This is a genomic window from Neisseria mucosa, from assembly GCF_013267835.1.
In the GTDB taxonomy this organism is placed as follows: Bacteria; Pseudomonadota; Gammaproteobacteria; order Burkholderiales; family Neisseriaceae; genus Neisseria.
Window position 1 is genome coordinate 731,875 of the sequence record NZ_CP053939.1, and the last position, 25,637, is coordinate 757,511.

At 48.4% G+C, this 25,637-nt stretch carries 23 protein-coding genes and 2 pseudogenes; 9 read left to right on the forward strand and 16 right to left on the reverse strand.

The features are described 5' to 3' along the window. The first annotated feature begins 12 nt into the window (after window positions 1-12). Window positions 13-729, forward strand: a complete 717-nt coding sequence (locus FOC66_RS03415; protein ID WP_003746659.1) for an S-methyl-5'-thioinosine phosphorylase — start codon at window positions 13-15, stop codon at window positions 727-729. Between the two features lie 45 nt (window positions 730-774). Here FOC66_RS03415 and FOC66_RS03420 read toward each other — a convergent pair whose 3' ends face one another. The 3 genes from FOC66_RS03420 to FOC66_RS03430 all read right to left on the reverse strand — a co-directional run bounded on the left by FOC66_RS03420 (window position 775) and on the right by FOC66_RS03430 (window position 3,146). After that, window positions 775-1,269: a hypothetical protein gene (locus tag FOC66_RS03420; protein ID WP_036493819.1), complete on the reverse strand. Its 495-nt coding sequence runs from the start codon at window positions 1,267-1,269 to the stop codon at window positions 775-777. Between the two features lie 142 nt (window positions 1,270-1,411). Continuing rightward, complete coding sequence (locus FOC66_RS03425) at window positions 1,412-1,846, reverse strand: hypothetical protein (RefSeq protein ID WP_003746662.1); 435 nt, start codon at window positions 1,844-1,846, stop codon at window positions 1,412-1,414. Continuing rightward, complete coding sequence (locus tag FOC66_RS03430) at window positions 1,839-3,146, reverse strand: homoserine dehydrogenase (RefSeq protein WP_003746666.1); 1,308 nt, start codon at window positions 3,144-3,146, stop codon at window positions 1,839-1,841. The genes FOC66_RS03425 and FOC66_RS03430 overlap by 8 nt, the downstream gene beginning before the upstream one ends. Before the next feature lie 206 nt (window positions 3,147-3,352). Here FOC66_RS03430 and FOC66_RS03435 point away from each other — a divergent pair, with 206 nt between their 5' ends. After that, window positions 3,353-3,727 carry an Mth938-like domain-containing protein gene (locus tag FOC66_RS03435; protein ID WP_003746670.1) on the forward strand — a complete coding sequence of 125 codons (375 nt, stop codon included), beginning with the start codon at window positions 3,353-3,355 and terminating at the stop codon, window positions 3,725-3,727. A 253-nt stretch (window positions 3,728-3,980) separates the two neighbouring features. Here the strand turns inward: FOC66_RS03435 and FOC66_RS03440 are convergent, their stop codons facing one another. The 4 genes from FOC66_RS03440 to FOC66_RS03455 all read right to left on the reverse strand — a co-directional run bounded on the left by FOC66_RS03440 (window position 3,981) and on the right by FOC66_RS03455 (window position 8,276). After that, window positions 3,981-4,934 (reverse strand): zinc-binding alcohol dehydrogenase family protein, encoded by a 954-nt coding sequence (locus FOC66_RS03440; RefSeq protein WP_003746671.1) that lies wholly within the window; start codon window positions 4,932-4,934, stop codon window positions 3,981-3,983. A 47-nt stretch (window positions 4,935-4,981) separates the two neighbouring features. Further along, on the reverse strand, window positions 4,982-6,499 hold the full coding sequence (locus FOC66_RS03445) for an ABC transporter permease/substrate-binding protein (protein WP_003746673.1): 1,518 nt from the start codon (window positions 6,497-6,499) through the stop codon (window positions 4,982-4,984). Window positions 6,500-6,601: 102 nt separating this feature from the next. Continuing rightward, window positions 6,602-7,426: an ABC transporter ATP-binding protein gene (locus tag FOC66_RS03450; RefSeq protein ID WP_003746675.1), complete on the reverse strand. Its 825-nt coding sequence runs from the start codon at window positions 7,424-7,426 to the stop codon at window positions 6,602-6,604. Beyond that, window positions 7,416-8,276 (reverse strand): SDR family oxidoreductase, encoded by an 861-nt coding sequence (locus FOC66_RS03455; RefSeq protein ID WP_003746677.1) that lies wholly within the window; start codon window positions 8,274-8,276, stop codon window positions 7,416-7,418. The genes FOC66_RS03450 and FOC66_RS03455 overlap by 11 nt, the downstream gene beginning before the upstream one ends. 748 nt (window positions 8,277-9,024) lie before the next feature. Here FOC66_RS03455 and FOC66_RS03460 point away from each other — a divergent pair. The 6 genes and pseudogenes from FOC66_RS03460 to FOC66_RS03485 form a co-directional block, all read left to right on the forward strand. Beyond that, window positions 9,025-9,619 (forward strand): annotated as a pseudogene (locus tag FOC66_RS03460) (transposase); the annotation flags it as partial. 254 nt (window positions 9,620-9,873) lie between these two features. Next, entirely contained in the window at window positions 9,874-10,347 is a 474-nt protein-coding gene (locus FOC66_RS03465; RefSeq protein WP_003746683.1) for a hypothetical protein, read from the forward strand. Window positions 10,348-10,376: 29 nt separating this feature from the next. Beyond that, a complete protein-coding gene (locus FOC66_RS03470; protein ID WP_003746686.1) occupies window positions 10,377-11,195 on the forward strand; it encodes an NlpC/P60 family protein in 819 nt (272 codons plus the stop codon). Between the two features lie 105 nt (window positions 11,196-11,300). Continuing rightward, window positions 11,301-12,320, forward strand: a complete 1,020-nt coding sequence (locus FOC66_RS03475; protein ID WP_003746689.1) for an NADH-dependent flavin oxidoreductase — start codon at window positions 11,301-11,303, stop codon at window positions 12,318-12,320. Window positions 12,321-12,577: 257 nt separating this feature from the next. Further along, complete coding sequence (locus FOC66_RS03480; RefSeq protein WP_036493648.1) at window positions 12,578-13,564, forward strand: IS110 family transposase; 987 nt, start codon at window positions 12,578-12,580, stop codon at window positions 13,562-13,564. A gap of 336 nt (window positions 13,565-13,900) precedes the next feature. Beyond that, window positions 13,901-14,175, forward strand: a pseudogene (locus tag FOC66_RS03485) (IS1595 family transposase); the annotation flags it as partial. A 565-nt stretch (window positions 14,176-14,740) separates the two neighbouring features. Here FOC66_RS03485 and FOC66_RS03490 read toward each other — a convergent pair. The 8 genes from FOC66_RS03490 to FOC66_RS03525 all read right to left on the reverse strand — a co-directional run bounded on the left by FOC66_RS03490 (window position 14,741) and on the right by FOC66_RS03525 (window position 24,253). Next, the gene (locus tag FOC66_RS03490; RefSeq protein ID WP_003746696.1) at window positions 14,741-15,358 is read right to left on the reverse strand and encodes an NAD(P)H-binding protein; all 618 of its coding nucleotides are present in this window, start codon (window positions 15,356-15,358) and stop codon (window positions 14,741-14,743) included. A gap of 27 nt (window positions 15,359-15,385) precedes the next feature. Next, entirely contained in the window at window positions 15,386-15,970 is a 585-nt protein-coding gene (locus FOC66_RS03495; RefSeq protein WP_036493653.1) for a hypothetical protein, read from the reverse strand. Between the two features lie 106 nt (window positions 15,971-16,076). Further along, window positions 16,077-17,897 carry a heme anaerobic degradation radical SAM methyltransferase ChuW/HutW gene (gene hutW / locus FOC66_RS03500; RefSeq protein ID WP_003746699.1) on the reverse strand — a complete coding sequence of 607 codons (1,821 nt, stop codon included), beginning with the start codon at window positions 17,895-17,897 and terminating at the stop codon, window positions 16,077-16,079. Between the two features lie 274 nt (window positions 17,898-18,171). Next, window positions 18,172-18,897 carry an ABC transporter ATP-binding protein gene (locus FOC66_RS03505; RefSeq protein ID WP_003746701.1) on the reverse strand — a complete coding sequence of 242 codons (726 nt, stop codon included), beginning with the start codon at window positions 18,895-18,897 and terminating at the stop codon, window positions 18,172-18,174. A gap of 46 nt (window positions 18,898-18,943) precedes the next feature. Continuing rightward, entirely contained in the window at window positions 18,944-19,885 is a 942-nt protein-coding gene (locus FOC66_RS03510; RefSeq protein ID WP_003746703.1) for a FecCD family ABC transporter permease, read from the reverse strand. Between the two features lie 142 nt (window positions 19,886-20,027). After that, window positions 20,028-20,819, reverse strand: a complete 792-nt coding sequence (locus FOC66_RS03515) for a heme/hemin ABC transporter substrate-binding protein (protein WP_003746704.1) — start codon at window positions 20,817-20,819, stop codon at window positions 20,028-20,030. A gap of 72 nt (window positions 20,820-20,891) precedes the next feature. Continuing rightward, complete coding sequence (locus FOC66_RS03520) at window positions 20,892-23,090, reverse strand: TonB-dependent hemoglobin/transferrin/lactoferrin family receptor (RefSeq protein WP_003746707.1); 2,199 nt, start codon at window positions 23,088-23,090, stop codon at window positions 20,892-20,894. Between the two features lie 311 nt (window positions 23,091-23,401). After that, entirely contained in the window at window positions 23,402-24,253 is an 852-nt protein-coding gene (locus tag FOC66_RS03525) for an MBL fold metallo-hydrolase (RefSeq protein WP_003746709.1), read from the reverse strand. A 97-nt stretch (window positions 24,254-24,350) separates the two neighbouring features. Between FOC66_RS03525 and FOC66_RS03530 the strand changes: the two genes are divergently transcribed. After that, window positions 24,351-25,337: a GlxA family transcriptional regulator gene (locus FOC66_RS03530; RefSeq protein WP_003746712.1), complete on the forward strand. Its 987-nt coding sequence runs from the start codon at window positions 24,351-24,353 to the stop codon at window positions 25,335-25,337. Window positions 25,338-25,347: 10 nt separating this feature from the next. On the opposite strand, the gene FOC66_RS03535 is transcribed toward FOC66_RS03530, so the two are convergent. Then, complete coding sequence (locus FOC66_RS03535; RefSeq protein ID WP_155811699.1) at window positions 25,348-25,497, reverse strand: hypothetical protein; 150 nt, start codon at window positions 25,495-25,497, stop codon at window positions 25,348-25,350. Between the last annotated feature and the right edge of the window lie 140 nt (window positions 25,498-25,637).

Consider the following 25,637-nt stretch of genomic DNA (forward strand, 5'->3'; position numbering starts at 1 on the left):
AAGGAAGTCTATATGTTAGCCATTATCGGCGGCAGCGGCTTGACCAAACTGCCGGAACTCGAAATTACCGAACGAAAAATCGTCCGCACCCCTTACGGCTTAACCAGCAGCCCTATTTTATTCGGCAGGTTGGGGCGCTTGGATATTGTTTTCCTTGCCCGACACGGCTTCAGCCATACCATCGCGCCGCATGAAATCAACTACCGCGCCAATATTTGGGCGTTACATTCTTTAGGCGTTGAAAACATTATTGCCATTTCTTCAGTCGTCGGTATCAATCCTGATTTTGAAAACGGCAGCCTGGTGCTGCCGGACGATTTAATCGACTATACCTATGGCCGCAAAGATACCTTTTTTGAAGGCCAAGAATGCCCGGTTGTCCATACTGATTTTTTCAACCCTTATAGCAATGAGTTGCGGCAAGAATTATTGAACATCACAAAAGCACACAATGTGCCGATTTACGACGCCGCCGTTTATGGCTGCCTGCAAGGCCCGCGCCGCCCAACCCATGCCGAAATCGCCCGTTATCGCCGCGACGGCGTAGATGTACTCGGGATGACCGGTATGCCAGAAGCCGTTTTGGCAAGGGAACTGAAAATGGCCTATGCCCACTTTTGCAGCGTCAGCAGTATTGATTGTTTTGATAATGGGAAAGGGAATGAAGGCTGTAACGAACAGGTTTCTATGACAATGACCAAAATCCGACAATTATTGAATGGCTTGTAACTGATAATGCCGTCTGAAATGAGGTTTTCAGACGGCATTGTTTATTTAAGAAGCCGTTTCTCGCGCCCAGTAGGGCAGAGAGGCTTTTTGTTTGCGGAACGAGGCAAGTTGCATGCCCCGACATTTTTCAAAAATCAATTCGACCCCGCTTTGCAAGTGCAAAATTAAATTGGTATGTGTTTCCGTTTTAATAAAATCGATATTGCGTTGTACCAAACGTTGAATGACGGCATACACATCAAGGCAGCCATTTGCGAAAAACCACGGATTCAACTTTACCCAACGACCGCCGCTTAAGGCCGCATCAGGCTGAAAATCAGCACGAATCTGAGTCAGCCGATTGTCGGAGAAATGCAGCTCGATATCGCCATAAAGCCAAATATTCCAGCCTTTTTGTACCAACAAGCCTTTAGGGACGCAATCTGGTGCAGGGAACATCTGCAAAATAGACTCCGCAGATTGTCCGATTTCCAAATAATCAAACCGGCCGGTATACAAAAAATCATAAATATCAATGGCAATAGGGAAATGGTAACGCATGGCAACAACCATAGAAAAGCAATTAACCAAGCTATCTTAAACTTAAAATATAATGAAATCAATTCCTATTATTATTTAATTAATATAAGAAAGGCCGTCTGGAATTCCAGACGGCCTTGCTTTGGTTTAAACCGATATTGGTTTACTCAGCCTTTAAATCAGCCACACATTGCTTATTGCGTGCCTCAAAGGCTTCCGCGCCACCCAAAAGTTTGAGTTGCTCCTCAGGGCTGATTTTACCGAAGGTTCGGATTTGCTCGTCAGAGAGTTTGCTTAAAGGCTGGTCCCACATGCAGACACAATAGTCCTGAGCCAATTTCTCGTTTTGCGCATCCAAACCTTTTGCCTTCAAATCAGCTTGCCATTTTTCAGCGAAAGGAATGTTTTTCACGCAAGACTCCACCACATTTTGTTTCATCTGCGGCTTGTTCATGGCGCATTGCGAGAGCAGGGCGGTCAGCGCCAGCAAAGACAAAATTACCCATGCCCAAATGCGGATGGTACGGATTTTTGCCTTGGCTTTCTTTCTGGCCGCCAGTTGTTCTTCAGACGGCCTGTCTGTTTGTTGCTCAGTCATGCAGGCTTTCCATGCGGATCATGGTGATCGGAGCATCTACGCAGCTCAGTGCCTCAATCGCTGCGATAGCGCGTTTGACATTACGTTCCACAGTTGTGTGAGTCAAAATCACGATTTCGGCAGTACTTTGATCAATCACACCTTTTTGAATCAAAGCCTCGATAGAAACATTTTCTTTGGCCAAGAGGGCGGCAATTTGACCCAAAGTACCCGGCTCGTCAGTTGCTTGAACGCGCAGATAGTAGCCGCTGGTAATTTCATCCATAGGCAGAATATTTTGCGCTCGAACTTGTGAAGGTTGGAATGCCAAGTGAGGAACACGGTGGTCAGTTTCAGCTTCAATCAGACGGGCAATATCAATAATATCGGCAACCACGGCAGAAGCAGTCGGCAATGCACCGGCGCCTGCACCGTAATACAAAGTCTCACCAACCATATCGGCATTGACACGGACAGCATTCATCACGCCGTTCACATTAGCCAACAGACGGCTTTCAGGAATCAGAGTAGGGTGTACGCGCAACTCAATGCCTTTGTCGGTTTTACGGGTAATGCCCAACAATTTGATACGGTAGCCGAGTTCTTCAGCATATTTGATGTCACGGCTGTCGAGTTTGCTGATGCCCTCCAGATAGCAGGCAGAAAAGTTCATCGGCGTACCGAATGCCAATGCGCTCATAATCGTAATTTTATGGCCGGCATCATGACCTTCGATGTCAAAAGTAGGGTCAGCTTCAGCATAGCCCAAAGCCTGAGCTTCTTTCAGTACGTCTGCAAACGCGCTGCCTTTTTCGCGCATTTCAGTCAGAATGAAGTTGCTGGTGCCATTAATGATACCGGCGATACTGCGGATTTGGTTCGCAGCCAAGCCTTCACGCAAAGCCTTGATAATGGGGATACCGCCGGCAACAGCAGCTTCAAACTGCACCATGACATTTTTTTCTTCCGCCAAAGGGAAAATTTCATTGCCGTATTCAGCCAGTAGTTTTTTATTGGCAGTAACAATATGTTTACCGTTTTCAATCGCTTTCAATACCGCATCTTTGGCAATACCGGTACCGCCAAACAACTCAACAACAACATCAACATCTTGATGTTGAACCAGCTCAAACGGATCTTTGATAAAAGCAGCATTCGGGCAAATTTGTTTGGCTTTTTCTTCGCTCAAATCGCAAACAGCAGAAATACGGACTTCACGTCCCAAACGGCGGCTGATTTCCGCAGCATTGTCCTGCAATACAGTAGCCGTACCGCCACCGACTGTACCCAAACCTAAAAGACCGATATTTACTGGCTTCATTGTGTCTCCTTTTGAGCCGATACTTTAAAATAATCACGAAAAACCAAGGCTTGTTATAATCGCTTGCAATCGTAAATTCAGAGCAAAGCATCAATGCACAAGGTCAAACGTTGAATCCTACCTGATATTGCTTGATTTTGCACCTTTTTTTGCAAGTTTCCCAAGGCCGTCTGAAAAATTGTTCCGCCATAAAAACAGGAATTACCATGAAAATTACAGAAAACCATATCGCCGAAGCCACATCATTTTTTTCATCCTCTCAAGGCATATTGCAAATTGGTGAACAAACATACTCAAAACCCATTTGCTGGCAAGATGGCAAAATTAGCATCATTCCTCAAGCGACCATCGGAGAATTAAACGAACAAATTTTTATATCAGCAATTGAAGCAGCAGAAAACCGTCCTGAAGTCATCATTATCGGTACCGGAGCGAAACAACAATTCATGCATCCCAAAATTGCCGCAGCCTTATCAGCCTACGGAATCGGCTTCGAATGCATGAACACATCCTCAGCTTGCCGAACTTTAGTTTTACTGCAAGGCGAAGGCCGAAGCACATGGGCGTGGTTGTGGCCATAATTTGTGGAAAAGGCTTTTACATCATCACAGTATGAGTTCGCATAATTTATATTATGTTAAATTCATAATGCTAGTATTTTAGCCTGCTAAGTCCTGTTTCTTCTAGTCGTACAATCACTTACAGAATTCAAATATAAAAGGCCATCTGAAGAATTTCAGACGGCCTTCTCTTTATCAATATCCATAAACTAATTCAGATCACAGTTTTATTCCAAAGCATGATTAAATTTCTTTGATAGAATTTTAGATAGCCCTATTCATTGACTACCACCACTTTTCCGAATCCGTCCGCGCTTTGCAAAAAACGGTGGGCTTCGGAAACTTGTTCCAATGTAAACACGCGTTCAATTAAGATTTTCACATTAAACTGCCGGATATAGTCAAACATCTCATCCAGCTTGGCTTGCGACACATTGCCCGAATAAAAGGCGGTGAGATAGCTGTTGTTTTTGAGTTCGACAATCGGATCAAAATCGTTCACGCCCCACACGTTACCAAGCTGCCCTGTATTGCAGACGATACCGTGTTCGTTGATGTGGGAGAAAGAATCACGCAAAGTTGCCGGCCCGACCAATTCCAGAATTTTGTCATAGTTTTGGTCGGTTTGTAGTTTGCCATCGACTTCAGTAATTACTCCGTCAAATCCGACCGCTTGCAAACGGGCAGCTTTAGCAGGATTACGCGTTGAGCCGTGCAGTTCGATATGCGGAAACTGCGCTTTAAGCAGCTGTGCAAAGGCTATGCCCACGCCGCTGCCTGCACCACGCACCAGTACACGATCTTGCGGCGCGATACGAAGCTGTTGTAATGAGCCGAACGCGGTGTAGTAGGTTTCGGGAATTGCGGCAAGGGTTGTCCAATCCAAATCGGTATGAACGGGATAAATTTGCTCGTTGGGTAGCAACACATATTCGGCGTAACTGCCGTCAAAGGCGCGTCCCATTTCGCCCATAATAGAGACAACCTTTTGTCCGACCGCCAGCGCGGGCGTGGAACTTTGCGCCACTTCGCCTACACATTCAATGCCCAAGATGCGCGGAAATTGGACAGACGGTGATTTGCCTTCGCGAGTGAAAATCTCGGAATGGTTGATGCCGAAGCCTTTGATTTTTACCAGTGACCACCCCTCTTTGATATCAGGTGTTGGCACGTCTTGATAAATCAGTTGTTCCGGACCGCCGGCTTGGTAGATTTTTACGGCTTTCATAATACCTCCCTAAGAATCTGATGCTTTCAGGTAGCCTACTGCCAATTTTACTTTCCTAACAACCCATTTTTCTCCAAATAATCCCGCGCTACATTTTCCGCGCTTTCGCCTTGCACTTTCACGCGGTAGTTCATCTCGCTCATTTCCTCTTCGCTAATTTTTCCCGCCAGTCGATTAAGTGCGGTCACAATTTGAGGATTTTTCTCGGCAAATTCTGCTTTCATCAGCGGTGCGCCCTGATAGGCTGGAAACAGGGAAATATCATCTTTCAGTAGGCGCAATTGATATTGTTTCAATTCTGCATCGGTGGAAAAGGCTTCCACTAGGTCGATTTTGTCATTCAACAATGCCGTATAGCGTAAGGCTGGTTCCAAGCTAACAATATGTTTTAGCGTGATACCGGCAGCCTGCATGCCTTTATAGCCATCTGCTCGGTCGATAAATTCCAGTGAGAAACCTGCTCGGATATCGGGCGCTACCTGCTTCAAGTCGCTGATTGTCTTCAGTTGGTGCGATGCACCGTAACTTTCTTTGACTGCCAACGCATAAGTGTTCTGATAAGACATTGGTGGCAGAAACTCCAACTGATATTGTTCCGCCAATAATTGTTTGCCCCGTTGATAGGTTTCGTCTGGTGACAGATGGTGGTTCTTCTGTTCAGTTGGTACTTGTACTAAGGCTTCCAGCACTGTACCGGTGAATTCAGGATAAATATCGATTTCGCCACTATTCAGTGCGCTAAACAGGAAAGTAGTTTTGCCAAAATTAGGTTTGACTGTGACTTTCACGTTCGAATTCTCACGTTCAATCAATAATTTATACATGTTAATCAGAATATCCGGCTCACTCCCCATTTTGCCGGCAACCACCACGTTTTTTGTAGCAGGTGTAAATGAAATCTGCGACAGACCGAGTGTGCCTAAACCCACCGCCAATGCAAGAACAATCGGCAACTTGCGTCGCGATTTCTGCAACAGCCCGATAATGCCGCTTACGCCGACAGCCAGTAACGCGGAGAGCAATGCGCCGGTAAACGTCATCGTCATGTTGTTACGGTCGATGCCGAGCAGAATCAGGTTACCCAAGCCGCCTGCGCCAATTAACGCCGCCAGAGTTGCCGTGCCGACAATCAGCACCGCCGCCGTGCGAATGCCCGAAATCATGGCAGGCAAAGCCATCGGCAGCTCAATCCGCCACAATGATTGACAGCGCGATAGTCCGAATGCGGTGTACGCATCTTGAATCGATTGGTCGATTTGAGTCAGCCCCAAATAGGTATTTTGAAAAATCGGCAGCAGAGCGTATAGCGTGAGCGCAATCAAGACGGGGGGCGAACCAATGCCGACAAACGGAATCAACAGACCCAGCAATGCCAAAGATGGGATGGTTTGCAATATATTGGTGAACTGCAATACCGCTTCCGCTGCCCGCTGTCTGTGCGCAAACAACACGGCGGCAGGCACCGCAATGGCCACTGCCGCGAGCAAAGCCAGCCCGGAAAGCCATAAATGCGTAAGCAGCATTTGCCAGAGTTCTGCCGGAGTAACGTTTAGGGATGAGAACATAGTTTTAATTGTTATGGTTAGTATGTTGAATAATAGATGTTTATGTTTGCTTTACAGCAAAGGTGTTAGCGCCGTGAAAAAGGTTTCAGACGGCCTTCACCATCATAATACTGCCCTTCTCACAGCTTCCTGTCCCTGTTTATCCAACCGTAAGAATTGGTGGATGATGCGTTCGGCATCGGGTGCGTCGGCGGTGGAAAACAGCGATTGCACATAATCATTTGCCGGCTGCTTTTTGATTTCTTCAGGTGTGCCGATTTGTACCAGTTTGCCATTATGCATTACACCGATACGGCAAGCGAGTTTGGCGGCTTCCTGCATATCATGGGTAACGAAAACGATAGTGGTGCCAAATTTTTGGTGAATCATAGCAATTTGGTCTTGCAGCACGGTGCGTACCAGCGGGTCAAGTGCTGAAAACGGTTCGTCCATCAGCAGAACTTGGGGCTTGGCGGCAATGGCGCGCAAAATACCGATGCGCTGCTGTTCGCCGCCGGAAAGTTCGTGCGGATAGCGGTCGCGGTAGTGCGCAGGGTCAAGTTCCACCAGCTCCAATAATTCATTCACACGCGTTTTGCGTTCGGCTTTCGGCCAGCCCAGTACGTCAGGCATGAGTTCGATGTTTTCCGCTACGGTCATCGTGGGAAAAAGCGCGATTTGCTGCAATACGTAACCAATTTGGTGGCGAAGTTGGCGGATGTCGTAGTCTTTAATCCGTTTGCCGTGCAGATAAACGTTGCCATCGGTAGGTTCAATTAGCGCGTTAATCATGCGTAAAGTAGTGGATTTTCCGCTGCCCGAACCGCCCACTAACACGAAAAATTCCCCCTGATAAATGGTTAAATCCAAATCGCGCACAGCATATTTGCCATCATACTGCTTGCCTGCGCCGTGAAATTCGATAAACGGGACACGATTATTTTGCATATTGTGCCCTTACTACGTCTTCAAAATTAAGTGGTGCACGTCCCAACAACTGTGGCAGGTCGTCTGAAACTGCGGCAAGTTCGCCTTTAGCAATGGCGGTGTAGGTGGAAACCCATGCCTCAATCTGCCAATCGGGCGTGTCAGGATACTCAGCTTTGCGGCTGGCGAAGGCTTCTTCCACAGTTTCATTGTGGTAGCAGTGCGGTTTACCGGTAATTTCGGTTAAGACGGCGGCTATTTCAGCGAAGTTTAATGATTGGGAACCGGTCAGCGTGTAGGTCTGATTGTCGTGGCGGTGGTTGCCGTATGCGATGTCGGCGATAATGTTTGCCGCTGCTTGGGCGACATCGCGCTGTGAAACGCAGGCAACGCACCCATCATCAGCAGGGCCTGCGATGATGCCGTCTGCGTTGGCAATCGTTGCCATCATCTCACTGTAAAAATTGTCGCGCAGAAAGGTGTAGCGCATATTTGTTTGCCGGATTGCATTTTCGGTAACCGCATGGGTACGCGCCAGCGTGAAGGTGCTGTCCAACGCTGCTTGAGCAAAAGAGAGATAGACAATGTGTTGCACGCCCTCTTCCGAAGCAGCCTGCACCAGAGTCAAATGCTCCTGTTCACGCATCGGACTTTCGGCGGCGGACACCATAAACAGCACGTCCACCCCATTTAAAGCCTGCTTAGCAAGCTCCAAATCGCCATAGGCAAACCGTCGCGCCTCGCAGTTCATGAGATTGGGCGCTTTGGCGGGGTTGCGCAGCGGCAGGATAAGCGGCAGGCCGCGTGTGCTCAGATGACGGGCAACCATACCGCCGATGTTGCCGCTGGAGCCAGTGATGGCTAGATTCATGTTGTTTTCCTTATGCGTTTTCTAAAGAGATAGCTTTGCCGTTTACAGGGTTTCTGTAAAACCATGTGCATGCTGCTTTTTGGGTTTCAGGTAGACTGAATAGATTCAAGGGATGGTTTATTAATGGTTATTTTATTGTAGCAGTTTTCCTGCATACGATAAGCCGCGAAAGACTTACTTGATTATTAAGCTGATATTAATAATTAGGTTAGGATATGTGGTCTTTCCGTTTTCAGGTCCCTTATGGCTTAAAACGGACCTCTTTTACTAGTTTTTAGAATTTAGGTGGCATTTACATTACCAAGTATTTGTACTGCATTTCTCTATTCGCAAAGAATTTAAAGAGCTTGGGGTATGTCCCCACGGCCCTACTCCACTACTAAATAATTAAGTGATAGAGTTATAGCATAATTAAACTGACAAATTTCTTAAAACCTATTGATTTGATACTAAAAATTGGAGTACTATGAGCACACTCTCTAGAGTATCATTAATTCTCATTTGACATATAGGAACAAAACAGCGGAATTTGTAGAAGAATAGGGAAAAGGAAATTAATTTATATTATGTTAAATTCATAATGCTAGTATTTTAGTCTATCAATTCCTGTTTTTCTTAATTCTACAATCACTTACAATATTCAAAAACAAAAAGGCCGTCTGAAAGGTTTTTCAGACGGCCCGAGACCTTTGCAAAATCCCCCCAAAAATCCCCTAAATTCCTACTTAAGACATTCAGGGGATTTTCCATGACCACCTTCTTCCAGCAAACCGCCCAAGCCATGATCGCCAAACACATCGACCGTTTCCCACTATTGAAGTTGGATCAGGTGATTGATTGGCAACCGATCGAACAATACCTGAATCGTCAAAGAACCCGTTACCGCCGCGGCCGCCCCACCTATCCCCTGTTGTCCATGTTCAAAGCCGTCCTGCTCGGCCAATGGCACAGCCTCTCCGATCCCGAACTCGAACACAGCCTCATCACCCGCATCGACTTCAACCTGTTTTGCCGTTTTGACGAACTGAGCATCCCCGATTACAGCACCTTATGCCGCTACCGCAACTGGCTGGCGCAAGATGACACCCTGTCCGAATTGCTGGAACTGATTAACCGCCAACTGACCGAAAAAAAACCTAAAATTAGAGAAAGCATCCGCCGCCGTCATTGATGCCACCATTATTCAGACTGCCGGCAGCAAACAGCGTCAGGCCATAGAAGTCGACGAGGAAAGACAAGTCAGCGGCCAAACCACACCAAGTAAGGACAAAGATGCCCGTTGGACAAAGAAAAACGGCCTCTACAAACTCGGTTACAAACAACATACCCGTACCGATTCTGAAATCGCTTTCAGACGGCATTTCGCCCCAAAAGAGCGGTGGATTTTGCAAAAGTTTTTCGGCTTTGCACTCCGCACGCAGGCAGCCTGAAAACGCCGAGCAGGTCGGGCATGGATGCCCGACAAACAAACTGTTCAGACGGCCTTACCGCATTCGGATGTTCGTCGTTTGCATTATTTGCAATGTTGTTTTATCATCAATACTACATTGATTATGTTGCGTATTTTAGTAATTTATTATTTTTAAAAGGTATTTAAATGAAGAAAAAAATGCTGCTTTTAACCTTGCTGGTCTCGGCAACAGTGGTGGCGAAGCCGGTAAATAGTGGAAAAATAGCCCATCATCAAACCGTGTCGTGCGGCAATCAGGTTTATGTACAATCATCAGGCGGCGCAGTGTTAAAGGAAAAGCCCGATGCCCGTTCGAAAACGGTAATGCAGTTAAGAAACACCCAATATCTCTGTGTGGTCGGCAATGTGGCTGAATCAAACGGCTGGACGCTGGTGAAAAAAGTGCCTCCGGCAGCGGGTGCAGGCTGTGAAGATGCAGGCGCGAAAGAATGCTTGAAAATGGCAGATTTTCCAAGCAAATGGCAGGTAAAGAAACCGTCAGGCAGCCAATGCCGTCTGACGACTTCGTTTGACGAGGGCGGGCAGCTTGTTGTAACCGCCAGCGGTGTATGTGCAACCGGCTGGGTTAAAACAAAGGCTGTCCGTTTTTTTGCAGATTAATTTCTTAACACGGCATAAAAGGAATTGAAATGTCTGAAATTCAAGAACGGCAGAATCAACGGATTATTGATTATGCTGAAGCAAACTTTTCGAAAACCACGCATGAATACGGCAGACAGGATATGGCTAGACGCTCTGCAAATAAATCTGGAGAGAAAATTGATCCTTCTCGTTTAAATGAAGACAAAGATCATGATGGAAGAAAAGGTGTTGATTGTTCTTCTCTTGTTTATTTTTCATTAGAAGGAGCGGGATTTAATCTTAAAATGGAAGCCGAAGACTTTGGAACCAGAACGCTGTTTAACGGAAAACATATAACGAACTATGCTCAAAAAAATTTTGATGTACTACCTGCATCTGCCAAAACAGATGGCAGTTTGAAAGCAGGCGACATATTAATGATGACAATGCCGGGAGGTTCTCAACACGTTGCTGTTTTTAAAGAGTATGATGAAAAAGGACGCATTCATTTTTTTGGATCTCAAACATCAACAGGGCCTGCTGAAGTAGTGATGACAGGAAATTCTTATTGGGATCAAAAAACTATTTTTCACGGTGCATTACGGCCTAAAGAAAACTTTATTAAACCTGAGATGGCGCCGGATATTGGAAAAAATGAATCGGAATCCCAATCTAAATATGAAAAAATTCGTTCGATGATCAATGGGTTAATGAATGATAAGGATGGTTCGTACACCAAGCAGCTTTTAGCAGAAAACCAAGATATTGTTGATAAATTCAACAAACGTGTACAGGAGGGTTTGGCACAACAGACACCATCGTTTTCGAACCAAGAGACTCAAATTGCACAACAGGAAACGGAATACCAGGGTTATTCGCGTAGCTGATAAAGATCTGATTTTGAATAACTGTATTTGATTCAACACAAATGCAAAAAAGGCCGTCTGAACCCGCTTTCAGACGGCCTTTAACCCAACACAAGGAGCCAAAAAATGAACCCGCGTTACGCCCCGATGTTTGCGCCGTATACCCTGAACAACGGCGTGGCAATCAAAAACCGCTTTATCGTCGCGCCGCTGACGATTTACGAATCCGATGCCAACGGCGGGTTGACCGACGCCGCCCGTAATTTCTGGCGCGACCGTTTTCGCGGCTTCGGGCTGTTTGTGATGCCGTTTACCAATGTGCATCCGACCGGCATCGGTTTTCCGTCGCCCAACGCTTTTGACGCAAGCCACCTACCCACCCTGCGCGAATACACAGCCATTTCGCACGAACAAGGCGCGAAAATCGTCGCCCAAATCGCCCACGCGGGCAGCCGTGCCAATCCGCTGATGACGCGCGGACTCGGCGCCGTCGCCCCCAGCGCTTACGGGCGCGTGCGCGAAATGAGCAGCGACGAAGTGGCGCAAATGGGGCAGCACTTTGCCCATGCCGCCGAACTCGCGCTCGACGCAGGCTTGGACGGCGTAGAAATCCACGGCGCAAACGGCTGGCTGATTCAGCAATTCGTCTCCGCCGCCACCAACCTGCGCCAAGACCAATGGGGCGGCAGCCGCGAAAACCGCTTCCGTTTCCCGCTCGCCGTCATCGACGCGATTGACGAAATGCGCCGCCGCAAAAACCGCCCCGACTTCATCATCGGCTACCGTTTCTCGCCCGAAGAACCCGGCGCAGACGGCTTAACGATGGCAGACACGCTCGCGCTGGTGGACGCACTCGCCGCCAAACCGCTGCAATACCTGCACGTTTCTCTGTGGGATTTCTACAAAAAAGCGCGCCGCGACGGCAACGACGAATACCGTATGAAACTCATCCACCAGCGGATTAACGGGCGTTTACCCTTTATCGGCGTGGGCAAACTCTACACCGCCGACGACATCGCCCAAGCCTGGGAAACGGGCTGGGCGGAATTCATCGCGCTGGGCAAAACCGTGATGCTCAACCCCGATTTGATCGAGCTGATAGCAAACGGCCGCGAAGCCGAGATTCACACGCATTTTGACTGGTAGCAAACCGACCGTTACCGCTACACGCCCGCGATGCTCGCCGGCACGCGGCAGGGGATGGACTTTTATCCGCCGGCGAAGGGGTAAACAACGACGGTCGGGCATCAATATCCGACCTTGTATATCGGAAATCCCGTATCATAGCAACAAACCGCCCGCCGCCGCCCGCATCCGACCAAGGTAAACAACCGTTGCGTAGCTCAGGGAGCGGTCGGGCAACCCATCGACGCAACCGGACAGTTGCCAGACAACACAACCGAATGCAAGGCAGGTTTATGATGAGTACCCAATACCATTACGCAGGCATCGACATCGCCAAACGAAACTTCGTCATCTCCGTTTCGTCTTTGTCTAAAACCAAAACCGAAACCAACAACCCGAAAGGTATCGCCCATACTATCGAGTACCTTAAAAAACACAACGTCGCCCTCGTCGTGATGGAAAGCACCGGCGGTCTCGAAGTCCCCGCTGCCAAAGCCATCCACCGCTCAGGCATAGCCGTGATTATCGCCAACCCGCGTCAGACGCATCAATTTGCCCAATCGCAGTCGCTGACCAAAACCGACGCCAAAGATGCCAAAATGCTCGCCTTCTTCGCACAGATGATGACGCAGAAAGAAGGTTGGCAAACCATGCTCTACCACTCGCCCACCGAAGCGGAAGAAGTGTTGGAAGCATTGGTTAACCGCCGCAACCAACTGGTGGATATGCAGACTGCCGAGAAAAACCGACTGCATCAGGTTCATGAAACGCAAGTCGAAAGCGTCAAACAACTGATTGCCCATTTTGACAGGTTGATTGGCGAATTGGACAAACAAATCGACGAACACACCCGCACGCATTTTGACGGCAAAGCCCAAGTGGCGGAGCAAATCAAAGGCATCGGTTCGATAACGGCGGCTACGCTGATGGCGATGCTGCCCGAATTGGGACGGCTGAACCACAAACGGCTGGCGAGTCTGGTCGGTATTGCCCCACACCCGAGGGAGAGCGGGGAAACCAAATTCAAAAGCCGCTGCTTCGGCGGAAGGTCTGCGGTGCGTAAGGCGCTGTATATGGCTACCGTGGTAGCGACACGTTTTGAACCGCTTATTCGGGATTTCTATCAACGCCTGCTGTCCAAGGGTAAGCCGTATAAGGTTGCCGTTACGGCATGTATGCGCAAACTGCTGACGATATTGAATGCCCGTATGCGTGATTACTTTGCCGGGAACGGTATCACCGAAAACGGTATCCGAACGGCTTGATTTGAGTTTTGGTATTTTTGCCCGACGGGGTGAAAAATACAGTTGCTGCAAACTTAAACAACAAGGCGGCCTGAAACCCAAAATACGGTTTTCAGGCTGCCTTTGGCGTTTGGTTTTGCGGCAATCGGTTTTCGTCTCACAAAAGCGTGCAAACCGGTTTTCAGACGGCCTGATGTTTACATTTGGTTTTAAAAACGCATAAGGCAGCCTGAAAACGTGGCAGCCCCTAAGCACTGTCATTGCCGTGCAGGCGGGAATCTTGTTTCAGATTCTGTATCTTATTGTTTATTAAATAATGGGGCTGTACTAGATAAGCAGTCATGTTAGACTGCAAAAATGAAGATAACCCGTTTAAACTAAAAAAGAGTATTCAAAAGAAACTGCTTCAGTTTTTTGTACTCGAAGTTACCACCCATTCGGCTGCTGATTTATTGGGCATCCACCCTAATTCGGCAGTGCTGTTTTACCGCAAGGTTCGCGAAGTCATCAGCCATCATCTCTCGTTGGAAGCCGATATGATTTTTGACGGCTCAGTCGAGCTGGACGAGAGTTATTTCGGCGGACACCGCAAAGGCAAACGCGGACGTGGAGCGGCAGGCAAAGTGGCGGTTTGCTGGAAGAAGATGCTCATGGAAAATCCCCTAAATGTCTTAATGGGAATTTAAGGGATTTTGGGGAATTTTGCAAAGGTCTCAAACTGCTAAGGCACTTATCTCAAGGAAGTTGGAGGTACTTAGTATAGTAGAAGCTATTTTCCCTGGACACTATTCCATTACTCATTAATTCAGTGGTAGAGTTACAGTAAAATTAAGCAACTTAAAACCTATTGATTTTATACTAAAAATTGGAGTATTATACGGAATCTTTTAAGATTGACTAATAGTTAACAAACAGGAATAAACAACGGCGATTGTTAGGCATAGGGAAAAACTACATAATTTATATTATGTTAAATTTATGATTCCAGCATTTTAGTCTGCTAACTCCTGTTTTGCTCAGTAGTACAATCACTTACAGAATTCAAGAATAAAAAAGGCCGTCTGAAAGGTTTTTCAGACGGCCTTTTATTTATATCCCCCAGTATTTTCTCAGCAAATCCTTTATTGTTTGATCGGCTGCTAATCAATTACCTACTCCAACTTTAACAATGGAAAGTGGGCAATCTATTCAATCCGTTTATGCCGCACCAATGCTATACGTTTTGTCCTTGCTATCTGCTTGGTCGACAATGGCAGCAACGGCAGCGGCCAAGCCGTTGCGCGTCATGTATTTTTGCGGAATTTCTTGGACATTTTGTGTCAAGGTATAGGCATTACTTTCGCCATCGGCAAGGCCGCAGGGGCGCAAGATGGTCCAATTCAAACCGCTTTGTTTGAGATAGATTTCGGCTTCCGTTTTGGCACGGACGGCTTCGCCGAGTGCCTGTTTGAACGGCTCGCTCATCATGTCCCATTGTTCGCCGCAGCCCATGCTGGTAATCAGTACAAAGCGGGCTTGCGGATTGGCGGCTTTCGTAGCGGCAATGATGTTGATATTGCCCAGCGCATCGCTGCGGATACCCTCTTCGTTTTTGCCGCCGACAAAACTGATCACGGTATCGGGACGGTATTGTGCCAACGCTTTATCGAGCGCGTCGGCATCAAGCGCATCAGCGACGACGGTTTGAATATTGTGTTTGGCAAAAAAGCTGTCTTCAGACGGCTTTCTCAATACGGCGACGACATCGGCTGAGTCAGTCAATGTGCGGATATAGGCGCGGCCGGATGGGCCGTTGGCTCCGAAGATGAGTTGCATAGTAGTCTCCTTATATTTTTATATAGATTATATAAACCAAAAATTCTTAAATATTGTTAAAAATAATGACAATACTAATATAGAAGGCCATAATATTTTTTTAATTAATCTATTATTAAAATAACTACTAATCCTTGATGAAATATATTCTGAAAAATCATCATGCAAAATAACTAAAAATATTAAAAAATAAATAATAAATTTTATAACTGCACATAATAACGTAACACTGCCAGAATCAGTAGAAAGAAAAAAATCATGGCATAAACTAAAAATTGTTACTCCTAGAAGATATACAATTGCTATTAATACTAAATCAAATAATTCACTTTTAGTAATAGCAATATATTTTTTTATAACATTAACATTTGTTATTACTTCTAGCATCTTAAGTAATGATAAGTAAAAAGCCAAAACTAATATACCATTCATACTTACAAAAGTTTCAATTAAATTTTTTATTATTATAGAAGTATCTTTTGAATAAATTATTAGAATCCCAGTTATAAAACCCAAAGGGAAGAAAACAATTATTTTAGAAATAATTCTAATTATTACAGTATGATAAATATCATACAATATAGTTGTTAATATACTATTATTTGTATTCATGGCAATATAAAAACTATTTAAACCTTAGGTAACCATCAGTATCCAAATCTAATTCTAGAAATTAAATCTTTACGAGATTAACTGAAGGTTACCTACCATACTTTAGTTATACTACATCAAACAGTTTGCGCATGGCTTCGATTTGGTGTTGTTTCAACTCGCCTGCTTCGTCGCGGCCGACGAAAATTTTAAACATGGCGCCGCCGTTGCGGTTGATAAAGTTGAGCGAGCAAGTGGCTTTGCCCATGAACGGGCGTTCCAAAAGGTAGATGGAGGCGCAGTTTTCGTAATAGATATGACCGTGTACGCCGCCGTCGGTTTCGGGATGGTCAAAGTTGTAGAAACCGCGGCCGACTTTGCCGTTAGGCAGTTTGCCGCTGACTTCGACGATGGCATCGGGGGTATGGGCGATGAAGGTAACGGATTCATCCCATGCGGCGATGGCTTGGAGGATTTCGACAATGCGGCTGCCTTCGGTTTGGCGCACGTTCTCTTCAGGCAGGCAGCGGATAACGTCTTCAAAACTGCATTGGTTTTGCGTGGCCAGCATTTCCAGCACTTGGCCGGGATTTTTTTCCAATGATTGGCGCAACATAGTTTGTTGTTCGGCTGAAAGTTTTTGCATGGTTTGATCCTTTTCTTGAGTCGGAAGAGTGAGCATGAGTTTGCGGATAAGGGTGGGCGACCAATAACGGCCGCTGGTATTCAAACGAATCAGGCCGTCTGAATCGGGTTCTTTAAAAAGCTGCATTTCCTGCCATTGGGCAATCAGCTTTTGGGCTGCTTTGTTGCCGTCAAACAATGATGGATTCAGACGGCCTGTTTCAATATCGTGCTGGACTTTGCTGAGTAGTGCTTTATTTGGGCTGTGGCCGCTCATAAATGCGATGTTTTTCTCACCTTTCGGCGTGGCAAGATAGCTCTCCAAATCGCCCTGCACCTGATAGCTGAAACCGCCGAAGTTACCGCCTGCTCCGGAGCCGAACGCCAAACAGGAAATATCAGATTTGATCAGGGTATTGTAGCGGTTGCGCTCGCCGCGGCCGGGATAGGCGAAGTGGCTGTTACTGACCTGTTCCCAGCCTTTTTCCAGCAGCGTTTCAACCGTGTAGGCATATTGGTCTGCCTGAATATCGAAACCCGGCGGTGTCGGAAATGCACCTTTTTCAATCATGCGGTTGATGGGCAGCATGGGATAAAGGTTGAACGCGTATGTATCCAAACCGGACAGGGGCAGCTCGGCGGCGCGGGCAATATCGTTTTGCCAAACTTCATCGGTTTGATTGGGCAGGCCAAATATCAAATCAGCCACAATCACGGCATCGAGTTCGCACAATTTTTCCAAATATTCAAACGCCTCGTCGCCGCTGTGTTTACGGCCGAGACGGCGGCGGATGGCGGTATTGAAGGTTTGCACGCCGATGGAAATGCGGTTGGCCCCTGCTTCGAGACAAGCCTGTGCTTTTTCCAAATCGAAATGGCTCATGCGCCCTTCGATGGTGAACTCGCAGTCTTCGGCAAGCGGCAGATATTGGTAGCAGGCACGAATCAGGCGGACGAGGTCTTCCGTAAGCAACGCGGTCGGCGTACCGCCCCCGAAATAAACAGCTCGGATTTTTCCTTTGCCTGTACGGACTTCAGCTTCAGCGGCCATTTCTTCGATAATTTTGTCGGTGTACACGCTGCTTTGGCTGTCCTTCCACGCATTACGGTAGAAGCCGCAAAAAACGCAATGGTTGGCGCAAAATGGAATATGCAGATAAGCAAGCGCGTCCATATCGGCGGCATGGGGAAGCTTTTTCTTCCAAATGTTCTGCCACTGAGGACGCGGCATTGGAACGCCGCCCCAAACGGGCATTAATGCCTGACGTTCGGGAAATGCCTTGGGTGCGGATTGTTTCGGAGTCCAAACAAGCTGCTGTACCATGATAATGATTAATAAAAGTTATCAATAAGATTGTTATATTAAATAACTATCATCGTTTTCTTGTCAATATTTTTGTGTAATTAAAAATCAGTATTATTTTAAAATATTGTATTCTATAAATAATTAAATGTATTTCTATTTGATGGAAATCGGCATGTTACTTGTGAAATGCGCAAAATCTGGTTCTTCAAGTCGGGAACATCCTCCCATCTCGTTTTATTTTTGAACGATAAAATAAATTTTCTTTATCGTTTTTCAGACGGCCTGTTGGCGCTCAGCTTCGGAAATAAAACCCTGCTTCATCTTCGCAACGGCGTATCTGCCAACCGTAAACCGATTCAAGCAAGTCGGGGCGCATCACTTCTCCCACCTTGCCTGATGCAACGACTTTTCCCTTATTCATCAAGATAATATGTTCAGCATAACGCGCGGCGAGGTTTAAATCGTGCAATACCATCATTGATGAGGCACGGTTTGAATGCCCGACCAAATACTGCATCAGGCGGTGTTGGTGGCGGATATCGAGATGGTTGCACGGTTCGTCCAAAAGCAAGACCGGCGCGTTTTGCAACAGGGCGCGGATGATGTTGGTGCGTTGCTGTTCGCCGCCTGAGAGTTTGCCGATACGCTTATCCGCCAATGCCGTCAAATCAAAATAATCGAGCAATTCGTCCGCCCATTCATGGTTCAGACGGCCTTTTTGTACGAATGACGCCAACGCAATGTATTCGCGTACGGTCATCGGCATGTTGTAACGGCCATGCTGCCCGACCCACGCCACCCTGCCCGCTCGGATTTGCGGCGCAACGGCCTCACCGAAAAGCGTGATTTTCCCCTGCCCTGTTTGCCCGATTAAGGCCCGCAGCAAAGTAGATTTACCCGCACCATTCGGGCCGATAATAACGGTTATGCCGTGAGGTATATCCAGTTGATCGATTTCTAGCAGGGTTTTGTCTTGGACGCGGACGGAGAGATTACGGATTTGAAATAAAGAGTGCATGGCAAAAAATATGGGGAAATGAAGTTTCAGACGGCCTGTTCAGGCATCAACGGCTTTTCAAAGGCTTAATAAACAAATACATAAAAAACGGTCCGCCCAATAAGGCAATCACGATACCAACCGGCAGATCGACAGGGTATGTCAGCCAGCGTGCCGCGCCGTCCACCACCATCAAAAATACTGCGCCCAACCAAGCCGACAACGCAATCAGTTTGCGGCGGCTGCCGCCGACGGTTTGTGCCAGCACATTGGGGATCATCATACCTAGAAAACCGATGATGCCTGAAAGCGATACCGCTGCCCCCGTCATCAATGCCGCGCCGATTACGGTTTGTACTCGCAATGCCTCGACCGACACCCCCATACTGGCTGCTGTGTCTTCCCCCGTCATCAAAACGTCCAGCCGCCTGCCTGCCGACAGCAAAATCAGAAAACCGGGCAACATGACCGCGATTGCCGCGACAGGCGATGAGAAACCGGCTTCGGCAAGGCTGCCCGACAGCCATGTGGTCGCGCTGCGCAACACCAAATCGTCAGATAAAAACAAAATCATGCTGACCACCGCGCCCGAAAACGCGCTCAACACAAACCCCAACACCAGCAATCCCAAAGTACCGCCGCCGAGCAGTTTGTGCACCGCCAAAATCAGCAGGCATACACCCAATGCACCAAGAAAAGCCGCCGCCGGCACACCCATCGCGCCGCCGCCCAAAGCCAATAACACAATCACGCCCAAGGCCGCCCCGCCCGACGTCCCGATCAAACTCGGATCGGCCAGCGGATTCTCAAATAAAGCCTGCAATGCCGCACCCGAAGCGGACAAACCGGCTCCGACCAAAAGTGCGGTATAAATGCGCGGTAAACGAATTTGGCGGACGGTTTCATCCATCGCCAGCGGCGACTCCCACGCGCCAAAACCGATGCCACAGCACAAATAAACGGCGGCAGCAGTAAGCAGCAGGCAAAGGGTAAGGATATGCGGTTTCATGACATCATGCGGTTTAAGCGGATTGTGGGACGGTTTCAGACGGCATTTTTAAGACAACCGTTTTGCTCCCTCCTCAATAAGAAGGAACACATCAAGGCCGTCTGAAAACAAAAATCGGGCAGAGTTTTCAAAACAGGTGCGTTTATTTCGCCAACCCATGCAAACGCTGAATCACTTGTGGCGTATCCAGCCCGTAACGGAACATATCGTTGGCCTTCCACAAATAAATCTTGCCGTTTTTCGCGGCAGGCGAGCCGGCGATTTCGGGGCGTGCGGCAAAGGTTTTGACGTTGCCTATCATGGCGGTGTTGTGGTCGGCAATAATGATGATGTCGGGTTTGGCCGCAATCCATGCCTCACGCGTCATCGGTTTGAGGCCGTCAATGGCGGCTGCGGCATTGATACCGCCGGCACGGCGGATGATTTCGTCAGCGGCGGTATTCTTGCCCGATACGATGCGTCCGTCGTAGCTGAAGAGGTAGCGTTTGCCGTTGGAAGGCTGCTGTTTCATATCCGCCTGCCACTTGCTTGCCAACTTGTCCGCCTGCGCGCTTTTGCCGATAAGCTGACCAATGTTGCGGATACTTTGCGGATAGGCGGCGATACTGTCGTCGGGCGCAACATTGACGGCTTTAATGCCCGCTTTCTGCAGGTGGGCAAAAATATCGGCAGGCTGCGCCATCCATGAACCGATGGCAATGTCGGGTTTGGCGGCCACAATCGGCTCAACCGTCAGACGGCGATGGATGCCGATACTGGGCTTGTTTTTCAACGCCGGGTTTTGAACGGTCTGATCGCGGCCGACGACTTCGTCCAATGCGCCAAGAGCGGCAACGATGTCTGCCGTATCGGGGGTCAACACGACGATGCGTTGCGCGTGTGCAGTGCCGGCCAACGAAATAAGCGCGGAAAGCAGGAGGAGTTTGAGTTTCATTGTTTTTCCTTGTCGAATACTTTCAGACGGCCTGCTCGCTTTCTCAGGCCGTCTGAAAACGGTTGAATCACATTAGAACTTCAGTTGTACGGTTGCGGCGAAATTGCGGCCGCTTTCAGTGTACAAGTCCATCACACTGGTACGGCTCATGCCGGAAACGTCTGCGTGCTGCCAGTATTTTTTGTTGCCGACGTTGTAAATGTTTGCGCCGATTTCAAGGTTTTTAAACGGCTTGTACCACGCGCCGACATCCCATACGCCGTAGCCCGGCGCTTGGAAAACAGTGTCGCTGCTGACGCGGCTATGTTTTTTCGACCAGCGCAGCTTGGTGCCGACACCCCATTTTTCCTGCGTGTAATCCAAACCCAAAACGCCGTTGAGCGGATAAGCGGAATCCAACGGTTTGCCGTCCTGCTGCTCAGCGCGCATCCAGGCGATGCTGCCGGAGACTTGCCAGCCTGGCAGGAATTTGTAGGCGGCAGAAGCTTCAGCACCGTAGGTTTTGACGTGATCGAGGTTTTGATATTGGTACTGGATAATCGGGCGTCTTCCAACGGTGGAGGTACCGATTTCAGTGCGGTTGATGAAGTTGCGGTAACGGTTGTAGAACGCGGTAACTTGCGCACGGGTGCGTTCGTTTTTAAATTTCATCCCCAATTCAAAGCTGTTGGAGCGTTCAGATTTGAGATTCGCATTCGGGATGACGGCATAGCCGTAGGTCGTATTGGCAAACGCCATGGTCGCGCTGTCAAACGGCGGCGTACGGAAGCCTTGGGAATAAGTAGCAAAGCCGGTGAACTGCTCACCCATCGGTACGCTCAGACGCAGACTGGGCGTGAGTGCGGAATCGCTGAAACGTGTCGCTGTTCCGCTGGGGTTGGCATTGAGATAGGCTTGGTCGGTCGAAGTGTTCAGCTTGTCTTTTTCGTAACGCAGGGCCGGGGTCAGGACGATGCCGTTACCGAAAGTCAGGCTGTCTTGTGCGTAAACGCTAAACGTTTTGCGCTTACTATCGGGGAAAGTTTTATTCGGATAGGTGCTGCCTGCATAGATTTTGCTGACGGCGCCGGTCAGGTTGTCCACTGTCAGGCTGTCGCGCGGACGGGCGGTCTCGGCGTGTTTATATTCTGCGCCGGCAACGACGGTTTGTTTGACCGCGCCATCAAATTCCCACACGCCTCGCCCGTTCAGTCCGCGTATGGTCTGATTGAAACCGTAGTCGGAATAACGGGTCGAGTTACCTAATAGACGCGCGCCCATGCGCGTCATGCTGACATCGACGGCATCGTCTTCTGTACGCAGTTTTTGCTGATAGGCAGTCAGGTTGGCTTCTTTCAGACGGCCTTCGCCAGTGTAGCGGTAGCCTGCTTCGATACGTTGACGGCGGATGCGGTCTCGGGCGTTGCTCTCAGATGTTGCGATGGATACCGGCCCGCGTGATTGCGAACCCAAGCCGTTTGCCAATACTGTATCGTTGGCGTGGTAATACTGTTCGTACAAAGTTTCAAAGCGGTGGTGTTCGTTGCCGATATTGCCTTTCGCCAAGATATTGTAGGCATTGTTTTTCTGCGGGTTGGTAGCAGTACGTGCAGTCGAGTAGCTGGTATCGCTGCCCATGTTTTCGGTTTCATGACCTTGACGGCGCGTCAGCATCAGCAGACCTTCGGCGTTTTCATGGAAACCGGCCACAGTCGCAGTAACTCCATGGCTGCGGTCGCGGCTGCGGTAACCGTGTTTCAAACCGAAATGACCGCGTTTGCCTTCATCGACGAAATCACTCGGAGAAAGCGTCACCATGTTCACCACGCCGCCGAGCGCGTCGCTGCCGTACAGCGCGGAATAAGGGCCTTTGACAATATCGACCTGCTTGAGCGTGTCGCTTTCGACCATATCACGCCCCGAAATCGCACCGTTGGAGCCGCCGCCTGCATAAGATTCGGGAATGCGCACGCCGTCCACCATCATCAGAATGCGGTTGCCGTCTATGCCCCGGATATTAATGCCCGCATGGCCACGGCGGTTGTTGTCAGACGGCACGCTAACGCCGGATTCATACATCACAATATCGTCCAAATTCTGCGCCGAGGCTTGATTCAAGGTTTTGCGTCCGATAACCGACACATTCGGCGCAGCTTTATCCAAGGTTTGCGCATTTCGGTCGGCCGTGACCACCACAGGCTCTATTTCGGCCTGCTCTACCGGCATCTGAGCCGCATATAAATGTCCGGAAAAAACCGCCCCTACTACACAGGCAATCGCTTTCTTTTTCATTACATAACCTTATTATTTGAATAAAAATGGTTTTCATTTATAAAACAAATAGGCGGTTTTTGCAAGTTTAGAAACAGTAAGACAGCACTAACAAGGGCGCGGAGCATATGTATTCGTCTGACTACGCCTGCCTGCTCTAACCTGCCCGTGATTGACTGATACGGCAGCGACGCAGCCGTTAAGCCATAAACGCAGTTTTCAGGCTATCTGAAACCCTGTGCAGACTGCTTTTAAAGGCCGTCTGAAATCCAAAAAGCAGCCTGCACTTTGAAAAGCAAGGTGCAGGCTGCTTTAGGGTAATGAGCCGTTTATCAATCCAGTTTCAGGATTTCTCCGTCTTCCGGAACGTTCACACGGCTTTCAATGCCTTGACCGCGTATAAATTTACGCATATCGGCGCGGCTGACGGCGGTATGATTCACGGTATCCATGTGTACGGTGATGATTTTGGCTTTAGGCATGACTTGGCTGGCTTTTAATACATCAGCCGTCCCCATAATAATGCCGTCTGAAATGCCTGAAATCAGCGCGTAGCCCGTGTTCATAATCAGATAATCGGGTTTGTAGCGGTTCAATGCTTTGTTTACATCTGCCGTCCACACAGTATCACCCATAACATAAGCGGTTTTGTGTCCGCTGCTTTGGAATACCACACCCATTGCATCGCCTAAGATTTCGGCTAGCTGCGGGTTGGCATACATGGCTTCTGTACCATGTACGCCGCCGGTTTTGCTGATGGTTACGCCGTTGAAGACAGCGTTGCCGTTCAACACGCGTACATCAGTAAAGCCTTGACTGCGGATTTTTACTGCGTCGGCGTGGTGCTGCACATATATGGGCAGGTTTTTCAGAATGGAACGTGCGGCGGTTTCGTCCCAATGGTCTTCGTGGGTATGGGTAACGATCACTGCATCCACACCGTCCAAAATTTTATTCACGCTCATCGGCAGCCCGACCAGCGGCATTTTGGCTTGGCTGTTGAACGTGCCGGCAAAGCCGTTCATGGAGTGCTTGGGTGCGAAAAACGGGTCAATCAAAAACGTCTGCCCCGCATATTCGACCTTGGCGGTAGCGTTACGGATATGTTGGTATGAATCGTCTGCCCAAGCGGAAAAGGCTGTCGCGCCCCAAACAGTGGCAAGAATAAATTGATTGAATTTCATGATGTTGCTCCTTAAAAAATCATGGAGCGTATTTTAAGCAGCAGGTGCATCGGCTAAAATAGGCAATATTGCCAATAAACGCAAGGATAGTGCCAAAATGTCGTCTGAAAACGAGCGTAACGAGTTTCGCCAAAATCAAACTGTCCCCAAAATCGTGCTATATGCTCAATCGGGCATGAATGATTTTGTCTTCAACATTCCCTTTTCTGTTTTTCAGACGACCTATCGGAACAATCCGCTCTTTGACCTGAAAATCTGTTCCGATGATAGCAAAGACGTCATCACGGCACTGGGCGCAAGTATTCCCGTACACGGCGGCTTGGATTTGACGGAAGAAGCCGACATCATCGTCATCGCAAGCTGGCGCAATATTGAAGAAGCCCCGACACCCGAGTTGAGTACACATTTACAGAAAGCAGTACAACGTGGTGCACATATCACCGCCCTATGTTACGGCACTTACGCCCTTGCCTACACAGGACTTTTAGACGGCAGAACCGCCGCCACCCACTGGCTTGCCGAAGACGACTTTGTCCGCCGTTTCCCTAAAATTAATCTGGATACCAACCGCCTATATGCGGAAGACGGCAACTTTTTAACATCGGCAGGTGCGGCGGGCGGGCTGGATTGCTGCCTGTACCTCATCCGCAAAATCCACGGTGCAACCATTGCCAACGACCTTGCCCGTACCTTGGTTGCGGCACCACACCGCGAAGGCGGGCAGGCACAGTTTATCCACCGACCTGTCGAACGTCGTACCGCCGATGACAAAATAAATCACTTATTGGACGAACTGCGCCAAAACCTTGCCACCCCATACCGCTTGGACGATTTGGCAAAAAAATTAGCTGTTTCCCGCCGAACCTTTATCCGCCATTTTTCTCAAGCCACAGGCATGAATTTCGGTGAATGGCTGACAACAGAGAGGCTATGGCAGGTACAGGATTTATTGGAAAATACGGATTTGCCGATAGAACGCATCGCCGAACAAAGCGGCTTCGGCAGCGCGGCAAACCTACGTTTACAGTTTAAAGCCAAGTTTAAAATCAATCCGAATGCCTGGCGGAAAGTATTTGGCAGATAGCTCGCGTTAGTCAATCCAAAATACCTGAGTGCAGGCTGCTTCGGAGGTCTCCACTGAAACCGAGTTTCCCGCCAAACTGCCGCAGGCGGAATAAAACGCGAAAGTCAGACAAATACTTGCCCAAGGCAGGCGCATCAACTTCATCTAATTCACGCCGCATACGGTGATTTCCGTTCTCTCTACAAAGGAACAGAGCATATGTATTCGTTGCGCCTACCTGTACAAACACCACCAGATGACATTCCATCACGGCACCGTTTACCGCCACCTTCGTTAAGATAATCGACAAAGATCGAAAGG

Coding starts and splice junctions, on each gene's coding strand:
- FOC66_RS03415 (WP_003746659.1), top strand. CDS start 13: ATGTTAGCCATTATCGGCGGCAGCGGCTTGACCAAACTGCCGGAACTC.
- FOC66_RS03420 (WP_036493819.1), bottom strand. CDS start 1,269: ATGCGTTACCATTTCCCTATTGCCATTGATATTTATGATTTTTTGTAT.
- FOC66_RS03425 (WP_003746662.1), bottom strand. CDS start 1,846: ATGACTGAGCAACAAACAGACAGGCCGTCTGAAGAACAACTGGCGGCC.
- FOC66_RS03430 (WP_003746666.1), bottom strand. CDS start 3,146: ATGAAGCCAGTAAATATCGGTCTTTTAGGTTTGGGTACAGTCGGTGGC.
- FOC66_RS03435 (WP_003746670.1), top strand. CDS start 3,353: ATGAAAATTACAGAAAACCATATCGCCGAAGCCACATCATTTTTTTCA.
- FOC66_RS03440 (WP_003746671.1), bottom strand. CDS start 4,934: ATGAAAGCCGTAAAAATCTACCAAGCCGGCGGTCCGGAACAACTGATT.
- FOC66_RS03445 (WP_003746673.1), bottom strand. CDS start 6,499: ATGTTCTCATCCCTAAACGTTACTCCGGCAGAACTCTGGCAAATGCTG.
- FOC66_RS03450 (WP_003746675.1), bottom strand. CDS start 7,426: ATGCAAAATAATCGTGTCCCGTTTATCGAATTTCACGGCGCAGGCAAG.
- FOC66_RS03455 (WP_003746677.1), bottom strand. CDS start 8,276: ATGAATCTAGCCATCACTGGCTCCAGCGGCAACATCGGCGGTATGGTT.
- FOC66_RS03465 (WP_003746683.1), top strand. CDS start 9,874: ATGAAGAAAAAAATGCTGCTTTTAACCTTGCTGGTCTCGGCAACAGTG.
- FOC66_RS03470 (WP_003746686.1), top strand. CDS start 10,377: ATGTCTGAAATTCAAGAACGGCAGAATCAACGGATTATTGATTATGCT.
- FOC66_RS03475 (WP_003746689.1), top strand. CDS start 11,301: ATGAACCCGCGTTACGCCCCGATGTTTGCGCCGTATACCCTGAACAAC.
- FOC66_RS03480 (WP_036493648.1), top strand. CDS start 12,578: ATGCAAGGCAGGTTTATGATGAGTACCCAATACCATTACGCAGGCATC.
- FOC66_RS03490 (WP_003746696.1), bottom strand. CDS start 15,358: ATGCAACTCATCTTCGGAGCCAACGGCCCATCCGGCCGCGCCTATATC.
- FOC66_RS03495 (WP_036493653.1), bottom strand. CDS start 15,970: ATGAATACAAATAATAGTATATTAACAACTATATTGTATGATATTTAT.
- hutW (WP_003746699.1), bottom strand. CDS start 17,897: ATGGTACAGCAGCTTGTTTGGACTCCGAAACAATCCGCACCCAAGGCA.
- FOC66_RS03505 (WP_003746701.1), bottom strand. CDS start 18,897: ATGCACTCTTTATTTCAAATCCGTAATCTCTCCGTCCGCGTCCAAGAC.
- FOC66_RS03510 (WP_003746703.1), bottom strand. CDS start 19,885: ATGAAACCGCATATCCTTACCCTTTGCCTGCTGCTTACTGCTGCCGCC.
- FOC66_RS03515 (WP_003746704.1), bottom strand. CDS start 20,819: ATGAAACTCAAACTCCTCCTGCTTTCCGCGCTTATTTCGTTGGCCGGC.
- FOC66_RS03520 (WP_003746707.1), bottom strand. CDS start 23,090: ATGAAAAAGAAAGCGATTGCCTGTGTAGTAGGGGCGGTTTTTTCCGGA.
- FOC66_RS03525 (WP_003746709.1), bottom strand. CDS start 24,253: ATGAAATTCAATCAATTTATTCTTGCCACTGTTTGGGGCGCGACAGCC.
- FOC66_RS03530 (WP_003746712.1), top strand. CDS start 24,351: ATGTCGTCTGAAAACGAGCGTAACGAGTTTCGCCAAAATCAAACTGTC.
- FOC66_RS03535 (WP_155811699.1), bottom strand. CDS start 25,497: ATGCGGCGTGAATTAGATGAAGTTGATGCGCCTGCCTTGGGCAAGTAT.